The organism is Wolbachia endosymbiont (group A) of Yponomeuta plumbellus (assembly GCF_947251575.1).
Classification (GTDB): Bacteria; Pseudomonadota; Alphaproteobacteria; order Rickettsiales; family Anaplasmataceae; genus Wolbachia; species Wolbachia pipientis.
Window position 1 is genome coordinate 890,946 of sequence record NZ_OX366353.1, and the last position, 18,024, is coordinate 908,969.

The 18,024-nt window shown below is 35.7% G+C and carries 14 protein-coding genes and 2 pseudogenes; 6 read left to right on the plus strand and 10 right to left on the minus strand.

What is annotated here, in order from left to right:
- Window positions 1-193: 193 nt before the first annotated feature.
- The 4 genes from OPR39_RS04460 to OPR39_RS04475 form a co-directional block, all read right to left on the minus strand.
- Window positions 194-3,637, minus strand: a complete 3,444-nt coding sequence (locus tag OPR39_RS04460; protein WP_320109781.1) for a cytoplasmic incompatibility factor CifB — start codon at window positions 3,635-3,637, stop codon at window positions 194-196.
- A gap of 53 nt (window positions 3,638-3,690) precedes the next feature.
- Window positions 3,691-5,166: a hypothetical protein gene (locus OPR39_RS04465; protein WP_015588933.1), complete on the minus strand. Its 1,476-nt coding sequence runs from the start codon at window positions 5,164-5,166 to the stop codon at window positions 3,691-3,693.
- 108 nt (window positions 5,167-5,274) lie between these two features.
- Window positions 5,275-5,988: a pyrimidine dimer DNA glycosylase/endonuclease V gene (locus OPR39_RS04470; RefSeq protein ID WP_015588934.1), complete on the minus strand. Its 714-nt coding sequence runs from the start codon at window positions 5,986-5,988 to the stop codon at window positions 5,275-5,277.
- Window positions 5,989-6,008: 20 nt separating this feature from the next.
- Window positions 6,009-6,905: an Rpn family recombination-promoting nuclease/putative transposase gene (locus tag OPR39_RS04475; RefSeq protein WP_265039223.1), complete on the minus strand. Its 897-nt coding sequence runs from the start codon at window positions 6,903-6,905 to the stop codon at window positions 6,009-6,011.
- Between the two features lie 518 nt (window positions 6,906-7,423).
- Here OPR39_RS04475 and OPR39_RS07270 point away from each other — a divergent pair.
- Both OPR39_RS07270 and OPR39_RS07275 read left to right on the plus strand, forming a co-directional pair.
- The gene (locus tag OPR39_RS07270; protein ID WP_255498673.1) at window positions 7,424-7,834 is read left to right on the plus strand and encodes a JAB domain-containing protein; all 411 of its coding nucleotides are present in this window, start codon (window positions 7,424-7,426) and stop codon (window positions 7,832-7,834) included.
- Window positions 7,774-8,037, plus strand: a complete 264-nt coding sequence (locus OPR39_RS07275) for a JAB domain-containing protein (RefSeq protein WP_255498674.1) — start codon at window positions 7,774-7,776, stop codon at window positions 8,035-8,037. Before OPR39_RS07270 ends, OPR39_RS07275 begins: the two co-directional genes overlap by 61 nt.
- Window positions 8,038-8,173: 136 nt before the next feature.
- Here OPR39_RS07275 and OPR39_RS04490 read toward each other — a convergent pair whose 3' ends face one another.
- From OPR39_RS04490 to OPR39_RS04500, 3 genes are all read right to left on the minus strand, one after another.
- Window positions 8,174-8,419 carry a BRCT domain-containing protein gene (locus tag OPR39_RS04490; protein WP_174516998.1) on the minus strand — a complete coding sequence of 82 codons (246 nt, stop codon included), beginning with the start codon at window positions 8,417-8,419 and terminating at the stop codon, window positions 8,174-8,176.
- Window positions 8,400-9,182, minus strand: coding sequence for a helix-hairpin-helix domain-containing protein (locus tag OPR39_RS04495; protein WP_174516999.1), 783 nt, complete (start codon window positions 9,180-9,182; stop codon window positions 8,400-8,402). The genes OPR39_RS04490 and OPR39_RS04495 overlap by 20 nt, the downstream gene beginning before the upstream one ends.
- 74 nt (window positions 9,183-9,256) lie before the next feature.
- On the minus strand, window positions 9,257-9,676 hold the full coding sequence (locus OPR39_RS04500; RefSeq protein WP_255498676.1) for a virulence RhuM family protein: 420 nt from the start codon (window positions 9,674-9,676) through the stop codon (window positions 9,257-9,259).
- Between the two features lie 845 nt (window positions 9,677-10,521).
- Here OPR39_RS04500 and OPR39_RS04505 point away from each other — a divergent pair.
- From OPR39_RS04505 to OPR39_RS04520, 4 genes and pseudogenes are all read left to right on the plus strand, one after another.
- Window positions 10,522-10,998: a crossover junction endodeoxyribonuclease RuvC gene (locus tag OPR39_RS04505; protein WP_015588906.1), complete on the plus strand. Its 477-nt coding sequence runs from the start codon at window positions 10,522-10,524 to the stop codon at window positions 10,996-10,998.
- 124 nt (window positions 10,999-11,122) lie between these two features.
- A complete protein-coding gene (locus OPR39_RS04510; RefSeq protein ID WP_174517000.1) occupies window positions 11,123-12,352 on the plus strand; it encodes a DNA modification methylase in 1,230 nt (409 codons plus the stop codon).
- A 16-nt stretch (window positions 12,353-12,368) separates the two neighbouring features.
- Window positions 12,369-12,488, plus strand: a pseudogene (locus OPR39_RS04515) (MarR family transcriptional regulator); the annotation flags it as partial.
- 60 nt (window positions 12,489-12,548) lie between these two features.
- Window positions 12,549-13,638 (plus strand): annotated as a pseudogene (locus OPR39_RS04520) (IS481-like element ISWpi2 family transposase).
- Between the two features lie 109 nt (window positions 13,639-13,747).
- Here the strand turns inward: OPR39_RS04520 and OPR39_RS04525 are convergent.
- From OPR39_RS04525 to OPR39_RS04535, 3 genes are read right to left on the minus strand one after another with little or no spacing between them, the layout of a single operon-like run.
- Complete coding sequence (locus tag OPR39_RS04525; RefSeq protein WP_265039225.1) at window positions 13,748-15,592, minus strand: ankyrin repeat domain-containing protein; 1,845 nt, start codon at window positions 15,590-15,592, stop codon at window positions 13,748-13,750.
- Window positions 15,522-16,271 (minus strand): ankyrin repeat domain-containing protein, encoded by a 750-nt coding sequence (locus OPR39_RS04530; protein WP_265039227.1) that lies wholly within the window; start codon window positions 16,269-16,271, stop codon window positions 15,522-15,524. Before OPR39_RS04530 ends, OPR39_RS04525 begins: the two co-directional genes overlap by 71 nt.
- Window positions 16,253-17,779 (minus strand): ankyrin repeat domain-containing protein, encoded by a 1,527-nt coding sequence (locus OPR39_RS04535; protein ID WP_265039229.1) that lies wholly within the window; start codon window positions 17,777-17,779, stop codon window positions 16,253-16,255. The genes OPR39_RS04530 and OPR39_RS04535 overlap by 19 nt, the downstream gene beginning before the upstream one ends.
- Between the last annotated feature and the right edge of the window lie 245 nt (window positions 17,780-18,024).

The window sequence follows — 18,024 nt, forward strand, 5'->3', positions numbered from 1 at the left end:
GTTATACACTGCCAAATTAATAATTGCTCATTTCATAACCTCCTTCAACTTTACCCAACTCGACACATATACTTTTTGAAACATTGCTGCAAGTAGAAAAAACAGGTTACCCACCTTAACTTCTTTAAAATTGCTCACATCTCTACTTGATGCATAAGGTTTTTATTACACTCCTCTCATCTACCGATTAGCTCTACCTACCGCCTTTACCTTTGCTAAGGTCAGAAACACGACTAGCTTCAGGACCTTCTAAACTAGACTGTGGCAGGTCACCAAAATTACTGGAATCACTAACACCAAGCGATATAGGTGCTTCTACTAATCCATACCCTCCTCCCACTCTGTGATATCCTAATTCTAGATAAGTACGTAGTAATGGATCAATTTGTTCTCTATTTTGAATGTATGCTTGCAATTGCACACTTTGAAATCCCGGATCATTCCTGAATAATTGTGAAATGCCCACTCTTATGTTCTGAAAGTAATTTCTATCTCTGTTTGGGTGGCCTCTTCCAAGAAAATCGCGTATTATATTTATGATATTCTGCACTTGCCCAACAGGATTTTCGTTTAGAACTCGATTAATATCACTAGCATTTTCTAATGCCCATAAACCACAATTCCAACCATCTGTTTGCTGACTAACAGAAACATTATTAATCCTGATATTATTTCCTAAGTTATTTTGAATGATATCAGCAATACCACCTGGAACAGCAGTAGCAGTTGAATCAGCATAGTACCCAACATAGTTCCCATTTTGACGTTCAATCACTAGTGTAACCCAATGAGCATTATTTAAAGTAATGATTAAGGTTAAACGCTGTTGTTCTTCATTTTCCCTAAATTGATTTAATACTCTAACAATGTGCTCGTTACCGTCATTCCTTGCCAAATTAGCTACTTCAAAAGTGTGATTACCTTCAGTACGAAGCTGATATAGCAATCTTGCAGCACGGGCTATATCAATTTGTTGAAGCCAGTAATCATAATGTCCATTTCTCGTCGCAAATTCTAGCGTAAGTAGATCATTTACTTCTATCCGTTGATTTCTAAGAATATCTCTTATTTGTCTTCTTATCTCTTGTGCTGTAGGAATGGAATTATCACCTCTCCTTATTCTTGACTTTAATGTTTCTATTACCTGTGCTCTAGTACCTTGCAAGTAACTAAATGGAACGTGCAGATTATCATCTATATCAAGCAAAAAAATCGAGTTCTGTCCTGGTTTTCTTTCCGTGTAAAAGCGCCTGAAATTTTCACGAGCCTGATCTGATAATAGACCCTCTGGTGGATTTTCATCAATAACACTTTCAGGTCCCACTAATACTCCTGGTCTTGAGTCACGACCACCACGATCAAGTCTATGTACATACTCTTCTCTTCCTATTCCTTCTGGAATAGATATAAGACCTTCTACTCTCTCTGCACCTGCATTAAATATAAGAGGAAGTAAAACCACCTCATTTCCAGAAGTAATAGGCACATATCCTCTCTGCTTGTTTATAAGTTCTTTTATTTGATCTTTTGCGTTATTCTCCTTTTGTATTATTTCTTCTGCATTACCAGCAAATCTTAATATATATCCAATTGGATGAGTATCTGCTGTAGGTTGCCTTAATAATAAAAGGTCTAATCTCTGTTCTGTAATTCTTGTGAGTATTGCCCTTTCTCCTTCTTCTTCCTGACCCCTTTTCAAACTATATGTTTGACCAACTTTATACATAGCAAGCACTTTATAAGGATTATCACTAGCATAAAATGTACCATGTAGTATAGAACGAAACTTATCCTCACTATTAACATTTATTGCGTCCCTAAGTGGCATCAATGCTCCAGAGATCTCTTGAAATAGTTCTCTATGCTGACCTACATTTTTCCAGCCATCATTCATAACCCTTTCTGAAATACCATGTACATTTTCAGCATTAGGTACTTGTACAAGATCACCATCAAGAAAATTATTTGCATTATTATTTTGGTAATCGTGATATAAACCAAGGTCATTTGGTTGATCAATATCTAGCTCAAATTGGTCATTAAGTGTGCATGAAACTTCCCATACATGAACATTATTTCTATTAACATTAAGAGCTTGTAAATCGATAGCTTCTTGCTGTTGCGCATCGTAAGCTCTAATATGAAGTGTAACTATATTATAACCCTGAGCATAAGAGACCATAGTTAAAGTATGTCTTCTTAAATCTCCATCACCGTATCTAAATATATACTTTCTTACACGTACTCGATCTTCTCCTTCTTCCAGCTCTAAATACTCTCTATCAAAAGCACTACTTCCAAAAGCAAAACCAGTTATACAATCAAATATTCTGTTATAATTCTCTGCATTTCTTGGTATTTCACCAGGAAGATGTTGAGGCAAGAAATCTCTAATATTCTCTCCAACCTCTTCATCTTCTATATACTCAAACAATCTTTGTACTAAAGGAAACCTGCCCTGTTGAAGCCCTACTGTATCAACCCTAAAAGGAATTCGATTTAAATTAAAATTTAATCCAACACAGACAGTATTTCTTGATTCAGTATGGATAGGTATAAATGAAGAATTGTGTAACCTTCCAGCGTAGCCTATGGCACAGTTTAATGCAACATCTGACGGTGTGTCAAATATAGCAAGATTAATAACAATAGGAATATTTTCTCTTTCTGCTTGATGATGTATAAGAAATGCAACATGTGAGTTTCTAGGAGATAAGTCAAGATCGATGCCTATTGTGTAGCGATGACTAAAATTTGCTAAAAAACCTAATAAAAACCCGTGACTCTCAAATTTTTGATTGCGATTTTCAATATTATTTTCTAGCGCTTGTCTGCAATTATCATAGATGTCAGTTATATATGGCAAAACTTCCCTGTGCATTCTACGTTCTACATTTTGTCTTTGGTTATTTGCTAGTATTTCCATAAAGTTGTCAATCCTTTGTTGACCTTGTGCTACCTGTGCAAAATTGACTGATCTATCAAGTTGTCTGAGCTGATTTTGATTGAGTTGTCTTCCTTTTATTTCCTGAATTGTCAATCTGTGATCTCCTAAGAGTTGTCTAAGAAGACTAATCTCAGATGCTGAATATTTGGCAAATTTATCTCTACCCCTAAAATCCTTTTCACGAATCACCTCGAATACTGTTGCAATTGCCTCTCCCTGACTCTTGCCTTTTCCATGCATGCATACTTTATATTGCTCAAAATCTAGGTCTCCTTCCCTTAAATCTGGATTTTGCTGTATAATCTTTTGTATTAGAGCATTTCTCTCCCTTGTACTAAACCTTAACCCATCACTGTTAGGGCGATCAGAAATGCTGTAACACTTGACAACTCGCTGTCCGTCACGACTACGAGTTAAAACAGCAACCTTTAAGTTTCCTGTATTTCTATTCCTACCACCTGTATCAATACCATGATTATCAAAACGAAAATAGACTCTCTCATTTGCATCCAAGATATCAGCATCATGTGCAGTAGCAAACATGCTAAAAAAGAATACAGGAAGGAAACGACCTGCACTTACATGATACAAGAAAGATGGACATTGATCTAAAAAAGATTCAAATCCTTGTCTGAATCCTTCAAGATCTCCATCCACCAAACTCCTAATAAGTCCATCACCATTACTCATACAAAATACCCCTTATTTACTACGACCAGAAACACCAAGAGTTCATAAGTAGATTACTTATTACCACTAAGCGTAAAGACGCTTTTTTTCTTATAAGAAGAAACACCACTTACACTAGGAGTTCCAAGCTCAGACTGCGGACCATCATCAACTGGCAAAGTTGTTTCCTTACTACCATGAGCTTTAGATCGTGACCGTAAATTATTCCAAGGACCATCACCTACAGGACCAAGAGGTAGAGTTGTTTTCTCTAACTCAGAGAATAACTCTTCTGCAAACAAACCGTAATCTACGTAATCCTTCATTCCTTCCCTACCGCATAATCTAAGGTTTTTTATTATCTTTTCCTTAAAGAACTCAAACTTTTCAGGAAAGCAATCTTTAGCAAATAATATTACATCTAATATTTCTTTTTTCTCTACTTCTTTTTCCTCATCAGACTTATAAATGTCTTCTCGTTTCCAGTTAATTATTAACCCTGCAAGCATGTCCTGTATAGGAACTATACAATTAGAAATATTAACAGAAATCTTTCTGTATTCAATAAAGCAGTCACATTTCCAAATCTTCATAATAAGAGATCTAGCTTGAACATTTGATTCAGGATTTTTCAACATTACATTTGAAAGTGAGTAAAGAAGGAGGTCATACTCATCCTGTGAGAGTATTTCCTTTGAATGATCACCTCGTGCTGAAGCTTCCTCATAACACCAGCACTGTACCAAATCATGAACCGTATCAAAAAAACATGACTCTATTAATTCAGCAAAAAGGGAATATATTCCTTTATCTTTCTGCGATAATTTCTGTAAAAGAGTATCTTTATCAGCTATATTCCTTACACAAAAATCTAAAATAGGAGCATCTTTCTCAACAGATTGAGGACGAGAAAGAGCAATAATAGCTTCTGTAAGCTTCTTCTCTTTATCTTCTTCTTTTAAATGATTATAAAAATACTCTACTCCCTCACTCCACCTAAGTTTTACAGCACTGTCAAAGCCTTCTACTGCATCATACTTCTTTAATTCCCCAGATTCTCTATCGATCCAGAAATCAAATACAGGACCTTTCCTTCGAATGCCACCCAAAAGCGAGTTTCGTATGTACTCATCAGTTATAGGATTACCTCTACTATCAAGTTCATCAGAAGAAAATCCATTTTTGTAGGATTCAAATGCTTTTTGAAAGAGTGGATGAATTTTATCTACCACACAGTAACTACAAGCCATCTCATATTTGCGAAGTGGATTATCTATTCCACCTATTTTTTCTTCAGTAAACCTTTGACCTAAAGCAGCATTATCCAACCTTACACCTGACCAGCAACCTTCATCTTGGAATACATTGTGCAAAAACTTCAACTTATCACCCTTAAAGTATTTTATGTGCTCCATAAAGTTATCTTGAAGGACTCCCACCCATCTCTTGATAGCTGACTTCCTCCCGGCAGCAACTGCTGGATCTGGATGTTTAATAGCTTCCTGTAATTTTTTGGACATCGTAGCCCGAAGCTCTTTCTGTGTTGGCATTAACCCCTCCTATTAAGTATTTATATAAAAAAGGCATTGTACATACATTAGAATGGATTGCAACATAAAAATTACTAGAATAGAGGACTTAATAAAAAAACGTTATGGCTAAAACTTTTCTTCTTGAATGTCCTTAATGTAATCAATAGAAAGGCCGATCATTTTAGCTATAACATCTATAGAGACACCGGCCTTAAGTGAATTCTTTGCAACTTCGATTTTCTCTGCTTTTCTGCCTTCGGCTCTGCCTTTTTCATGTCCGATTTGGATGGCTTCTCTATTTATGAGCTGTATTAGCTGTGGTGTTGTGTAGCAGATTATCCAATCTGGTGCTTCTCTGCCATTTTCCCACTTAGCAAATCTCATCTTTTCCTTGAGATAATATCTCCTATAAGCTTCCACAGCACTGCTGCATTTATACTGATCCGGCAGTGCTTGTATAAAAGCTTGCATATCAGTTGATCGAAAAATGAGTAAATCCTTATTACTATCACACCAATTTATTACTTCCTCTGATTTATGCTTCCTTTTGTATCGCTGTGTATACTCTTTACACAATTCTTTTCCATACTCTATCAACCAACAAAAGTTTCCTTTCGATTGCCTAGCCCACAAAGAACAAGGATGATTGCTGTGAGTGAGTTTATATGGAACTTCTATATCCTGATCTATGACACTAACAAAAGGATTTGGCGCTTTTAATGCTATTGAAAAAACATTACTTAATAACTGAGCAGTTTCTAATGGCATTTTTACTATATGCTTATCACATAACATTTTTGCCGCAATCTCTGGGTTTTCATCTAGTACAAAGATGTTCATCTAAACATCCAAAGATAGAATCAGCTTAAGTCTTTAATTTCATTAGCTGTAAGACCAGTAGTTTGAGCTATAATATCAATAGAAACACCTGCTTTTAGTAGATTCTTTGCGACCTCAATTTTCTCTGCTTTTCTGCCTTTTTCATGTCCGATAAGGATGCCTTCTTCTCTACCTTTTTCAGTAGCATCATCAAGTTTTTGAGCGAGGACAGCCTGTTCATCAAGAATACGTTTTATTTCCTGTTCATAGGCAATAAATTCTTTCTCTGACCAGTTGAATCTATTTAGCTCTTCATAGGGCTTTTTAATTATTACATCACTACCTATTATTTTTTCCAGCTCTTCTTCACTAGTCTCATCTGCATATCGAAAAAAATAAACCCATTTTTCAACTATATTTTCCAACTGATCTTCCTTATTCTTTGGAAATTTTGGCAACTCAATAAATATAAAATAGAAATCTTTTAGATCATGCTCATTAGTGTCTTCATCTCGAATAGTATGCTTTGATTTATACTCAGACTTGTCCGGAAACAGGATACAATCTGCTATAGCAATGAAGATAATTTCCTTAAGGTCTTGGTATTGATCACCTTTATCGGCTTGTCTTGAATACGCTTTAGCTGCATAGTATTGGGCACGTTTTTCAAAGCCTTTAGTTTTAGCGACCTGCATCTCGACGATCACTTGCACCCCATCTTCATCTCTACAGAGAACGTCAATAATACTTTGCTTTTTAGCAGCAATATCAGGGTCTTGAATAGTACTTAGAAACTCTATATCCTTTATTGCACTTTTGTCAGTGAAGCCAAGGATATCATTGAGGAAGTGAATAAGAATATCTTTATTTTTTTCAGTACCGAAGATACGGCGAAAAGATATATCATTTTTGGGGTCGAGAAACTTCGAAAGAGCCATGAGAAAAAAACCTAAAAAGCATTAATAATTATACACAATTGTGAAGAAATGTTCAAGTTTTTTATTTTTTTAAGTTTTGAATGCGTTGATGAAGAAAACGGCTGTCAGAGATCATCTTAGAATAGCATCCTCTACTTTAGACGTCCTTTTGTACATCTTTTATCAACCATGCTGTAAAGCACCTTACAAGCCCAGGAAATGGATGACAATGAATTTGGAGCTGTAGGAGACATCAAAGATACGCTTTTTGGTGTATAAAAATACGAATCTACAACGACATCGTTTAAAGAAATTAGCAGCTATTAATATCTTATACTTTTTCATAAAAAAATAAACAAAAAAAAATTGAAAAATTGATTTGACTTCACCCGTAAGCTATGGCTTCATGCCAATACTGCTAAGAAAATAATAGTAAACATTTAAAAATAATTTATTATTAGTGAAGGGTGTATTATATGAATAATTAGAATAAAAGTAAAGAAGAAAATAAACGTAAAAAAGAAATAGAATTCAGAATCTTGGAAAGCAAAGGGAAGGCTCTGCTTGATCGTGAAATAATAGAAACATTTCTGAGTGCAGTGCATGATAGGGCCCAGGCTCAAGCAATTGCTAAAAACCTAGTGGATACTTGTACAGGGATAGGAAGGATTTTAGGTCGCGAAATGGATGAGCTGAAAAGTATAGAAGGTGTAGCAGACTCTACAGTTTCAATGATTTTTTGTGTCAAGGAAACTTTGACTAGGGTATTAAAGGAAGAGCTAAAAAAAGGGCCGATACTAGATAACCTAGATAAGCTTATAGAATATTTAAGGGTAAGTATCGGCTATTCAGATAAGGAGAATATTACAATAATGTATTTGAATCAAGGGTGCCATTTGATAGGGGAAGAAGTATTTGCTGGCAGGCGCCTGTCTATACAAGGGAAATAATAAAAAAAGCATTATTAAAAAATACAACATCAATCGTAATTTCACATAACCATCCCGGCGGAAGTGAAAAACCATCTGAAGCTGATAAAACCATGACTAAGAGTTTAGCTTTAGCGTGTCATAGTGTAGGTATCAAATTTCTTGATCATATTATCATTACAGGCGACGATTATTTTAGTTTTCGACAAAACGGATTGTTGTAGAGTTTTGGGCATCTGCTGTAAGCCTCTTTTTTATGTACATTTTTCTCGCAGTTGAGCTGCAATCTAACGAAAAGAAAATTGCTACTTGTTGATTTGAGGCTTTCAGTGATGAAGAAGGTATAGGAAATAATAGCGTTTATTTTTCTCTCATGATTAGTTTATTAAATTCCTCCTCACTTAAAATTTCAACACCTAGCTCCAAAGCTTTGTGATACTTTGACCCTGGATCTTTACCTATAACCACAAAATCCGTATTTTTGGACACACTAGAGCTAACTTTTACACCTAAAGATTCGGCTTTTGCTTGCGCTTCCTTTCTTTTCATTCCTGATAATTCTCCTGTGATGACCACTGTTTTGCCGCTAAGAGGGGAATTTAGCACTTACAGGCTCAATCTTTAGTTGAGAGGCGAGATTCTTTACCATTTCAACATTATCCTCATCAGAGAAAAATTCCTCCAAGGAAGTTATGGTCTCTTCGCCTACGCCTATTATCATTAATTTATCAGGAGCTTCTCTATCATAAGGTAATTGAGCCATCCAATTTTCATAAGATTGATAATGTTTTGCTAGTAATTTTGCTACGTGTGGTCCGACCAATTTAATTCCCAAAGAAGTTATAAACTTTTCAAGCGTTACAGTTCTTTTGCTGTTGATAGAGTGCAATAAATTAAATATGGATTGTTTATCCCATCCCCTTTGTTCACTTAAGTTGAAATTTTTGAGTTTTTCTTCGAGAGCAAAAATATCAGATATTTTCCTTATCAAACCAAGGTCATAAAGGAACTCCACTTGTTTACCGCCAAAACCTTTAATGTCAAGAACTTCCACAAAATGTTTTAACTTTCCTATTCGCTGTGCTGGGCAAACGTTTTCTCCGGTACATCTAATCGTAGCTTCCCAGTCATCAACTCTACTGCCACATTCCGGGCAAATATCAGGAAAAACAAACTTTGGTGCTTTTCGAGAACGAGCACTTTTATCTACATCTATAATTTTAGGAATCACATCTCCTGCCCTTTTGATTGTTACAATATCTCCTTCCCTTATGTCCTTACGCTTAATTTCATCCTTATTATGCAAATTTACCCTTGTAATGAGAACCCCTCCTATATTTATTGGAATTACTTTTGCAACCGGATTCAATTTACCCGTTTTGCCTACTTGTATTAATATTTTGACTATCTTAGTTTTTCCTTGAGCTGCAGGAAATTTATGAGCTATAGCTCCTCGAAGTAGTCTTTGCCAAACTTTTTCCCGTTTTTTAGTCGTTCACTATCTAAAGCAAATCCTTTGATAATAAAATCCTTCAAAACTTTTGTAGCCCATACTCTGAATAATGTTGCTTTTTTAGAATTAACTCGATAACCAACAGCTATAATTGTATCTAAATTGTAAAGTTGTGTTGGGTAATTTTTACCGTCTGCAGCGGTTACCTCAAAAGTGGAAACAACTTCTTTTTCCTGTAATTCACCAGATTCAAATATGTTCTTGATATGCTTACTAATAGCTGGCAGTTGTACATCAAATAATTCAGCCATCCTTTTTTGCGTAAGCCAAAGATTTTCATCTCTGCATAAAACTTCAATTTCTATATTTCCACCTGGAGTAGTATAAAATACAATCTTATTCTCATCCATTATCTATCTCCTATAACTTACAAACAAACCATTGATCATCAATAGGAATTTAACCAATTAATTGTCTCTACTGCAACTAAATTCTTTAAAACGTCTTTAGAGGGCTATTATAACTTATTAATGAGCTAGATAGAGGGGAAGTATCTGTTTTATCAAAAATTCATGTGACCTCTTCTCAGCTCCAGTAAACAGTTATTTCCAAAATGGAAACAACTCAAATAGTAAGGTGTCTAGGAGGTCGGACTTCCGTTTAGCGGGTTCTTAAAGTTTAGGCTCTTTTTAATTTCTTAGCTGCATTCAAATTATTTTAACTTTTTTTCAGAAAATCCCGGAAAAAGTGGTGAGAAATCCGGAGTATAGGGGCATTGAGTGTAGATGTGCTTCAAACACAAAAGCTTAAATTCGGCAAACAAGAAAAGATTGAAGAAAGCAAAAGAAATTTAGGTTTTTGGTAAGTTACGTAATTGAGAAGAAACAGCTTTATATTTTTTTAGATGAGGCAAAAACTTTGTTTTAAAGCTAGATGTAACTTTAGGGTACTAAAATACTACCATTACCAAAGAACGCATATAATGCCCCTTAGAACTCGAATAAATGGCATTCTTAGCAATTCTATTGCTGTATAGTAAACTCACAGGTGAGTTTAGCACGTTTTTTACGCTTTGCAAAGAAAAATTAAAAAAAAGTGAACAGTTTTTGTAAAATCGGTGAATATATATAATAGCAAGTCCTAACTAAGGTAGTAGCATAAGATTCTTGTCATTGGCCAATAAAAATCCATTCATAGCGTATTTTGAAGGAACCAAATGATATTTAGTGCTACTTGCAGTTTTAAATTATAGCAAATGTCAATCTTAACACTAGACCTCGGCAAACAAACCGGCTGGGCTATTCTTACAGATGGAGTAATTCAAAGTGGGAGCAAAAACTTTCATGGTAGCCGTTTCAGCGGAGGTGGAATGCACTTCTTAAATTTTCGTAGGTGGCTCAATGAGATGAGGGAAAGATTTTCAGATATTGAAGCAGTGTATTTTGAAGAAGTGAGAAGACATTTAGGTACTGACGCTGCACATTGTTATGGTGGTTTTTTTGCCATTTTAACTGCTTGGTGTGAAGAGCATCATATACCATACAAAGGTGTTCCGGTGAAGACGATAAAACGTTTCATAGCAGGCAAAGGCAATGCAAGTAAGGGTGAAGTTATTGAAGCTGTAAGGGGCAAAGGTTTTTTCCCTCAAGACGATAATGAAGCTGATGCTTTGGCATTGATGTTCTATGTTAATAATTTTAGTAAAGATTTTAATATGCTAGATAACACATAGGAAGTGGGTCCTTTCGGCCAGACTGGCGGACTTGGGAGCGAAACACCGGGCCCTCTCTAGCGTCAGACGTATTTTGATTATTAACTTTTTAACAAGTTATTAAGAATTTAAACATAGCAATTATATGAATTTAGCAATCCACTATTACCCCGTTGAAAATCTTGTCGAATACGATCGTAACCCTCGCAAGAATGACGATGTAGTAAACAGAATGTGTGCCTCTATTCGGGAATTTGGTTTTCGTATCCCAATAGTTGCAAAAAGCGATGGCACTGTGGTTGATGGTCATTTACGCCTCAAAGCAGCAAGAAAACTGGGTATGGAGAGTATTCCCGTAGTCCTCAGTGATAACTTAAGTGAAGCCCAAACCAAAGCTTTTCGTTTACTTGCCAATCAATCAGCTAACTGGGCAAAGTGGGACGATGATCTTTTAAAAGTGGAAATTCAAGAGTTAGAAGATTTGCAGTTTGACCTTAAAATGACCGGATTTGAGCTGGAAAAGGTTCAACGTTTTCTTGATGATTTAGATGGAGAAAACAGTGAAAAAGAAGATTTTTCCGACTTAGCCGGTGATAGCAAAAAGGTAAAAATAACAAAACCAGGGGATCTATGGATTTTAGGTGGTCATCGAATCTACTGTGGTGATAGTTGTCTGGTTGAATCATTTAAAGCGGTATTAGACGATAAAATGGCAGATATTACCGTGTGTGACCCTCCGTATAACTTAGCATATGGTGACAGTCAGGAAAGAGAAGACAAAAAAATACTAAACGATGATCAAGGTGAAAAATACGAACTTTTTCTGTATGACATTTGTTCTCACGTTTTAGCGTACACCAAAGGTGCAATTTACATCTGTGCATCATCATCCGAGCTGGCAACGCTGCAAAAGGTATTTGAAGAAGCAGGTGGTCGTTGGTCGACATTTATAATTTGGGCAAAGAATCATTTTACGCTAGGAAGATCTGATTATCAAAGACAATACGAAACAATATTCTACGGTTGGAAAAATGGCAATAAGCGTGAGTGGCATGGAGGACGTAATCAAAGTGATCTCTGGTTTTACGATAAGCCAACGTACAACTCACTGCACCCAACGATGAAACCAGTGGAGTTAATGGAGAGAGCGATAGTAAACAGCAGTAGACCAGGGGACATAGTTCTTGATCCATTTAGCGGGTCTGGGAGTACGTTGATTGCATGTGAGAGGACAGGAAGAATCTGTAGAACGATAGAGCTAGATCCTACGTTTGTAGATGTGACCATAAAACGTTGGCAAGTATACACGGGAAGAGAAGCGATACTTTCCAATACTGGCAAAACCTTTGCACAAATTCAAGAAGAAAAACGGTAAAAGAAAGGAGAAAAAAGTGGAAGGAGGAAAAATCACGCAGACGGAATGGGCAAGGGAACTGGGAGTTTCAAAGCAATACGTCTGTTATTTAGTAAAGAAAGGAATAGTTGAGCTGGAGGATGGTGTATTAAATAAGACTTGACCTGACACTTTAAAAAAGTAAGTTAAAAATAATAAAAATAAAGGAGTGTTAGATATGAGTACAATACAGACAAAAATATTAAAACCAAAGCTAGGATTATTAGAACTAGCAAAACAACTAGGAAATGTGTCTCAAGCATGCAAAGTGATGGGATACTCAAGAGATACATTTTATCGCTTTAAGGAGTTATATGAAAATGGAGGAGAGGAAGCATTACATGAAATAAGTAAGAAAAAAACCGCTATTAGCAAACAGAGTTTCCGACGATATAGAAAGAGCAGTGATTGGTATAGCAACAGAATTTCCAGCATATGGGCAAGAAAGAGCTGCAAATGAACTGAGAAAAAGAGGTATAATAATTTCTCAGGGAGGAGTAAGGTCTGTATGGCTAAGAAATGACCTTGAAACTCTCAAAAAGAGACTTAAAGCACTAGAGACAAAAGTAGCTCAAGACGGAATCATTTTAACTGAAGAACAACTTGCAGCTTTAGAAAAAGTGAAAGAACAAAGGGAAGCTCATGGTGAAATTGAGACGCAACATCCAGGTTATTTGGGTTCTCAAGATACCTATTATGTGGGCAATATCAAAGGTATAGGGCGCATTTATCAGCAAACTTTTGTTGATACTTATTCCAGAGTTGCAATGGTTAAACTTTACACGGACAGAACAGCTATTACAGCTGCAGATCTTCTCAACGATAGAGTTATTCCATTTTTTGATGAGCAGAAAATTCCATTATTACGCATTTTAACTGATAGGGGTACGGAGTACTGTGGCAAGCCCGAAAATCACGCTTATCAGCTTTATTTGGGCATAGAAAACATCGATCATTCTAGAACTAAAGCCAACTCTCCACAGACTAATGGCATATGTAAAAGGTTTCATAGAACCATGCAAGATGAGTGTTACAATATCATCTTTAGAAAGAAAATCTACAGTTCTTTGGAAGATCTACAGATTGATGTTGATCATTGGTTGCGTTCTTATAATGAGACAAGACCTCACTCGGGTAAATATTGCTATGGCAAAACGCCTATGCAAACTTTTCTTGATAGCAAATATATTGCTTTTCAGAAAAATATTAGTAGCATTACACAAGAGCCTGATATTAGTTTTGACTACCTCAATTCTTCTGTCAGTTAATTCTTGTCTGTCAGATCAAATCTTGTCTTTTACAGGCTGAACAGATACAAATAAGACAAATTTCTCAAAAAATCTTTTAAAATGTTAACTTAACATCACCATCACTTCATTATAGAGAACGGCCTACTGTTTCTTCAAGACTTGAAGCTTTTCTCATTTTTTCGCGCTTTGCCCAAGGGCCCACTTTTGTTGCATCAGATTGACTAATTGTTTCAGAACGAATCAACTCTCCAGATCTAGTAAAAAAACCTCGTTCAATAGCATCACGTACTGAACACCCACCAAGCAAACATTTTTCCCCTATTCGTTCCTCACAATTCTGTAATTTTTTCCACTTTTCTTGATCTTCTACTTCTACCTTTATTAGATTTTGCTTATCAGGGTATAATCTCACTTCCAACTCTCCCAAGCCAGTATCGAAAGTCAATACTATATTACTACCATCTGCTAGGCCTACATAATTCCTTATAGCGTTTTCCGTTATAATTTCTACCTCACTCTTACCTATCTTTATTATATTTCTTCCGTATTGTACACCTTCCTGAGTGATACCTAAACCCCTTGCTCCATTTGTAATCTTTGCAACATCTACTTTACTATCCTGTGAATATTCAAGACAGAGAGTAGAGTTGTCGATTTTTACGTCTCTTACCTTACCACTTGTTGCGCTTTGAACGATTGTTATGAAATCTAAAGCACGATTCTCATAATCTGCATAAGCGTTTTTCATATTAGCTTTGTGGCTTTCAAACTCTTCCAGTTCGTCAATTACATATATACTGCTTATGTTGTACAAAATTGCCCCTTTTGATATCAATTGACATACTATACCACTAGCAACCTCTATATTCCTTGAACCTTCGGAACTCTTTCTTAATTCACTAATCTTTCTTATCACAAAATCTGTAAAACTATATTCCTTTTCATATACCTTTCCGTATATACTACCCTGGTTAGGAAAGTTCAGCCTTACCCCAAGTTCTATAGCTTCGTTTACAACGCGTTTTAACTCATCTATATCTTTGGATTTATTTACCCTACCCAAAAATATTTTCAACTTTTCCGACTGATCTAATATTAAATCATCCCATAGAGTTCTAAGCTTAGGCAAACGTTTTTTGTCCTTCCACTCTTCGTAATCAATCGCTCCTGCTTCTAGCAGCAACTTTTTTGCTTCTTTGAAATGAGTTTCATTACCATAACAAGCCTCCCTAATCTTTTGAAAAACTCGAGACTTTCCTTCGCAATCACGGAGATTGAGAATCTCTTTAAGACCTTCATTTCCTTTGTGCTGATTGAAAAACTTTCTTAGTCGATTAGTGTTAAAGCTATGACCGCAAACACCTTCTAAATCATTTTTTGCTTCCAATTGCTCCTGAGTTAAAAAGATCTGTTCTAAAAGATTCACTTCAAAAGGTTTTTTGTTAATAATTACAATGTCTAGAGGAGTTTTTCCTTGTCTGTCAGGTTGACTACGTGCTCCTTTTTTCAGAAGCAAAGGTATATTTAAAGTATTATAATAAGCAGCATAGTGCAAAGGTGTTTGCCCTTCACTGTTAACTATGTTAGGATCAGCACCAGATTTTAAAAGTAAAGTCATAAATGCACTAACTGCACAACCTATGTCTTTTTCCACTGCTAAATACTCCATACCTTGTATTACATGTAGTATTGTCAATTTGGATTCTCCCCTTTGAAGATTGAGAACAGCTTTTAGATCATCACCTTTGTTATCGTGTAAAAAGTCCTCAAACCTTGTAATGTCACAAAATGGAAAGTCTGTAAGAAGATTTAACAGTGCCTTATTCAAATTTTTTTGGTTATCTTTTAAATCAGGTACGTTGAAAGACCAATCAGATATTAAATTTTTGAATTTTTCCCTTTTAATAATAGAGGTCAAAAGAGCTGTTATCACTAAGCAGCAACGAGTATTTAATTGACTCATACTTATCATCTACCCGCCCCTCCTTCTGTTCTACCTTTACCTCCTTTAAATACTCTGTATCATCATCTTTAATGCGTTTAGCTAGATCCTTTAAAAATTCAATATCTCTGTTTTCCAGTAAAGGGAATGCTCCCTTCTTCATGAGAATCGAGACCATTTGTGTACTTCGTCCAGCTAAGTATAATGGAGTGCGCCGTTTTTCATCTAACGCATTAACATCAGCCCCATTGTTTATAAGATACTCTACTATTTTTATTTTTTGGCTCAAGACAGCATGATGTAGAGGAGTGCTTCCGTCATTATACTTCTTATTAACACTTGCTCCATTTTTTATTAGGATCTCTACCATTCTTGTGTTCCCTTGTGAGATAGCATAATATAATGGATCACGATTGTACGCATCAATTGTGTTAACATCAGCTCCTCCTTTTATAAGGGTTTCTACCATTTGTTTGTTGTTTTTTAAAACAGCAAAACTTAATTGGCACAATGTACCTGGATCTACTTGTTTTAATCTCTCTTCTATTTTACTAACTACATTACTCTTACTTAAACCAACATCAGCGTTAGCAGTACTTAATACTTCCTGCAATTTATTCAATTCCATAACTCCACCTCGGTTAAAAATACTACGCACCATTTTTACACGCATGACATAAAATGCAAGAACTAATATGACATGCAACATTCGTCCTTAGGCATTTGAGGTAAGCTTTGCCTATTCACTTCACATTCATTTAGCCTACTACTAGGCTTTAATACTGCATATGTAATGCCACCAGCAATGGCCCCAACAATCAATGCAGCAGTAGCTGATATTGATAAACTAAGATGAATAGCAATACATCCAATAGCTACACTTGTCAACATGGTCATTATGCCTACACAGAAACTGGTCTTTATTGCTCTATTAGTTATAGTTAGGTGTTTATTTTCTGTCACTTTTTGATACTGTATCACATTTTTATTGTCAGCCAGACTTCCCGAGGTTTTGGGACACTCCCTTACTCGAAGACTAAGATACTTAACTATATCTTTGTAACCATTGGAATCCGCCAAATCGGAAGGAGTCTCACATCTAAAGTTTTTTACATCAATAGTAGCCTTTTCTTCCTCTACAAGATATTCAACTATATCGTAGCGATTCATTCTAGCAGCTTCATGTAATGGAGTATCGCCATTTTTTTTGCTTACTACATTAACATCAGATCCCTTTTCTAACAGAGCTTTAACTATGCCTAAATAGCCCACCTCACAAGCAATATGCAAAGCAGTGCATCCTTCTTCGTTTCGTGCTTCAAAACTAGCTCCTTTGTCTAACAAAAATTGAACTACTTTCAAACGACCACATCCAGCAGCTTCATTTAAAGCAGTATCGCCGTCATAGTTTGTTGCATTAATATCAGTACCTTTGTCTAATAGAGCTTTAACGATTTCTAAGTAACCCTTTCGAGCAGCAATATGCAAGACACATTTGAAACTATTCTTTCGTATGTCAGCATTATTCATTTTGCCCAATAAAAACTGAACTATTTTCAAGTTTCCCCCTATAGCAGCACAATGCAAAGCAGTGCAGTCTTGATAACCTCGTATCTCAAAACTAGCACCTCTTTTTAACAGAAATTGAACTACTTCTAATTTGCCTGCTTCAGCAGCAATATGTAAGGCAGTGTCACCATTATATTTTTGCGCATCAACATCAGTACCATTATCTAGCAGAAATTGAACTACGTTTAAGTGACCCATCTGAGCAGCAATATGCAGCGCAGTAGCGCCTTCATTGTTTTTTACCTCAACAGTAGCCCCTTTTTCTAACAGGGCTTCAACGATTACGAAGTGGCCCTTGCTAGCAGCAAAATGCAAAGGCGTGTTACCATCGTTGTCTTCTGTCTCAACGCTAGCTCCTTTGTTTAATAGATCTTGAACTTTCTCTAAGGAACCATGAAAAGCAAAATTAAGTAAGTCAGTATGTATATTACTTTCGTGTACACAATGCTCATCTGTTTTTAAGTGACTATCGAGCGTAGCTAAATATGAATACGTAATATTTTGATTAACTTGATAAATTGGTATTGTCTGTGTTGCATAAAAACCTTGTTCTTTTGACCGCTTTTCTATTCCATCAACCATACTGTTCTCTTCTAAATCTGCTTGAATATTTATTGGATTAGATACTTCTTCCAATTGATTACCCATAACACTACCTTAACTTAAAAACTTATGTTTTAATTATTACACAATTATTATAATTAGCAATAGTTTTATATTTTTTCAGAATTACAAATTTATTGTATTCAGATATAGGAAAATACCTTTTGTCTCTAAAAAACATTGCAACCAAGTATTACAAAGATTTCAATTATTTACTTCTTCAAAGATCCCAAAAAGATCGTATCTTTGTGAGAACAAGCTACGTAAAAGTAGGGTTATGAAAATAGGAA

Excerpts from the sequence above, each read along its gene's own strand:
- OPR39_RS04460 (WP_320109781.1), bottom strand. The coding sequence starts at position 3,637 with ATGAGTAATGGTGATGGACTTATTAGGAGTTTGGTGGATGGAGATCTT.
- OPR39_RS04465 (WP_015588933.1), bottom strand. The coding sequence starts at position 5,166 with ATGCCAACACAGAAAGAGCTTCGGGCTACGATGTCCAAAAAATTACAG.
- OPR39_RS04470 (WP_015588934.1), bottom strand. The coding sequence starts at position 5,988 with ATGAACATCTTTGTACTAGATGAAAACCCAGAGATTGCGGCAAAAATG.
- OPR39_RS04475 (WP_265039223.1), bottom strand. The coding sequence starts at position 6,905 with ATGGCTCTTTCGAAGTTTCTCGACCCCAAAAATGATATATCTTTTCGC.
- OPR39_RS04500 (WP_255498676.1), bottom strand. The coding sequence starts at position 9,676 with ATGGATGAGAATAAGATTGTATTTTATACTACTCCAGGTGGAAATATA.
- OPR39_RS04505 (WP_015588906.1), top strand. The coding sequence starts at position 10,522 with ATGTCAATCTTAACACTAGACCTCGGCAAACAAACCGGCTGGGCTATT.
- OPR39_RS04510 (WP_174517000.1), top strand. The coding sequence starts at position 11,123 with ATGAATTTAGCAATCCACTATTACCCCGTTGAAAATCTTGTCGAATAC.
- OPR39_RS04525 (WP_265039225.1), bottom strand. The coding sequence starts at position 15,592 with ATGATAAGTATGAGTCAATTAAATACTCGTTGCTGCTTAGTGATAACA.
- OPR39_RS04530 (WP_265039227.1), bottom strand. The coding sequence starts at position 16,271 with ATGTTGCATGTCATATTAGTTCTTGCATTTTATGTCATGCGTGTAAAA.
- OPR39_RS04535 (WP_265039229.1), bottom strand. The coding sequence starts at position 17,779 with ATGGGTAATCAATTGGAAGAAGTATCTAATCCAATAAATATTCAAGCA.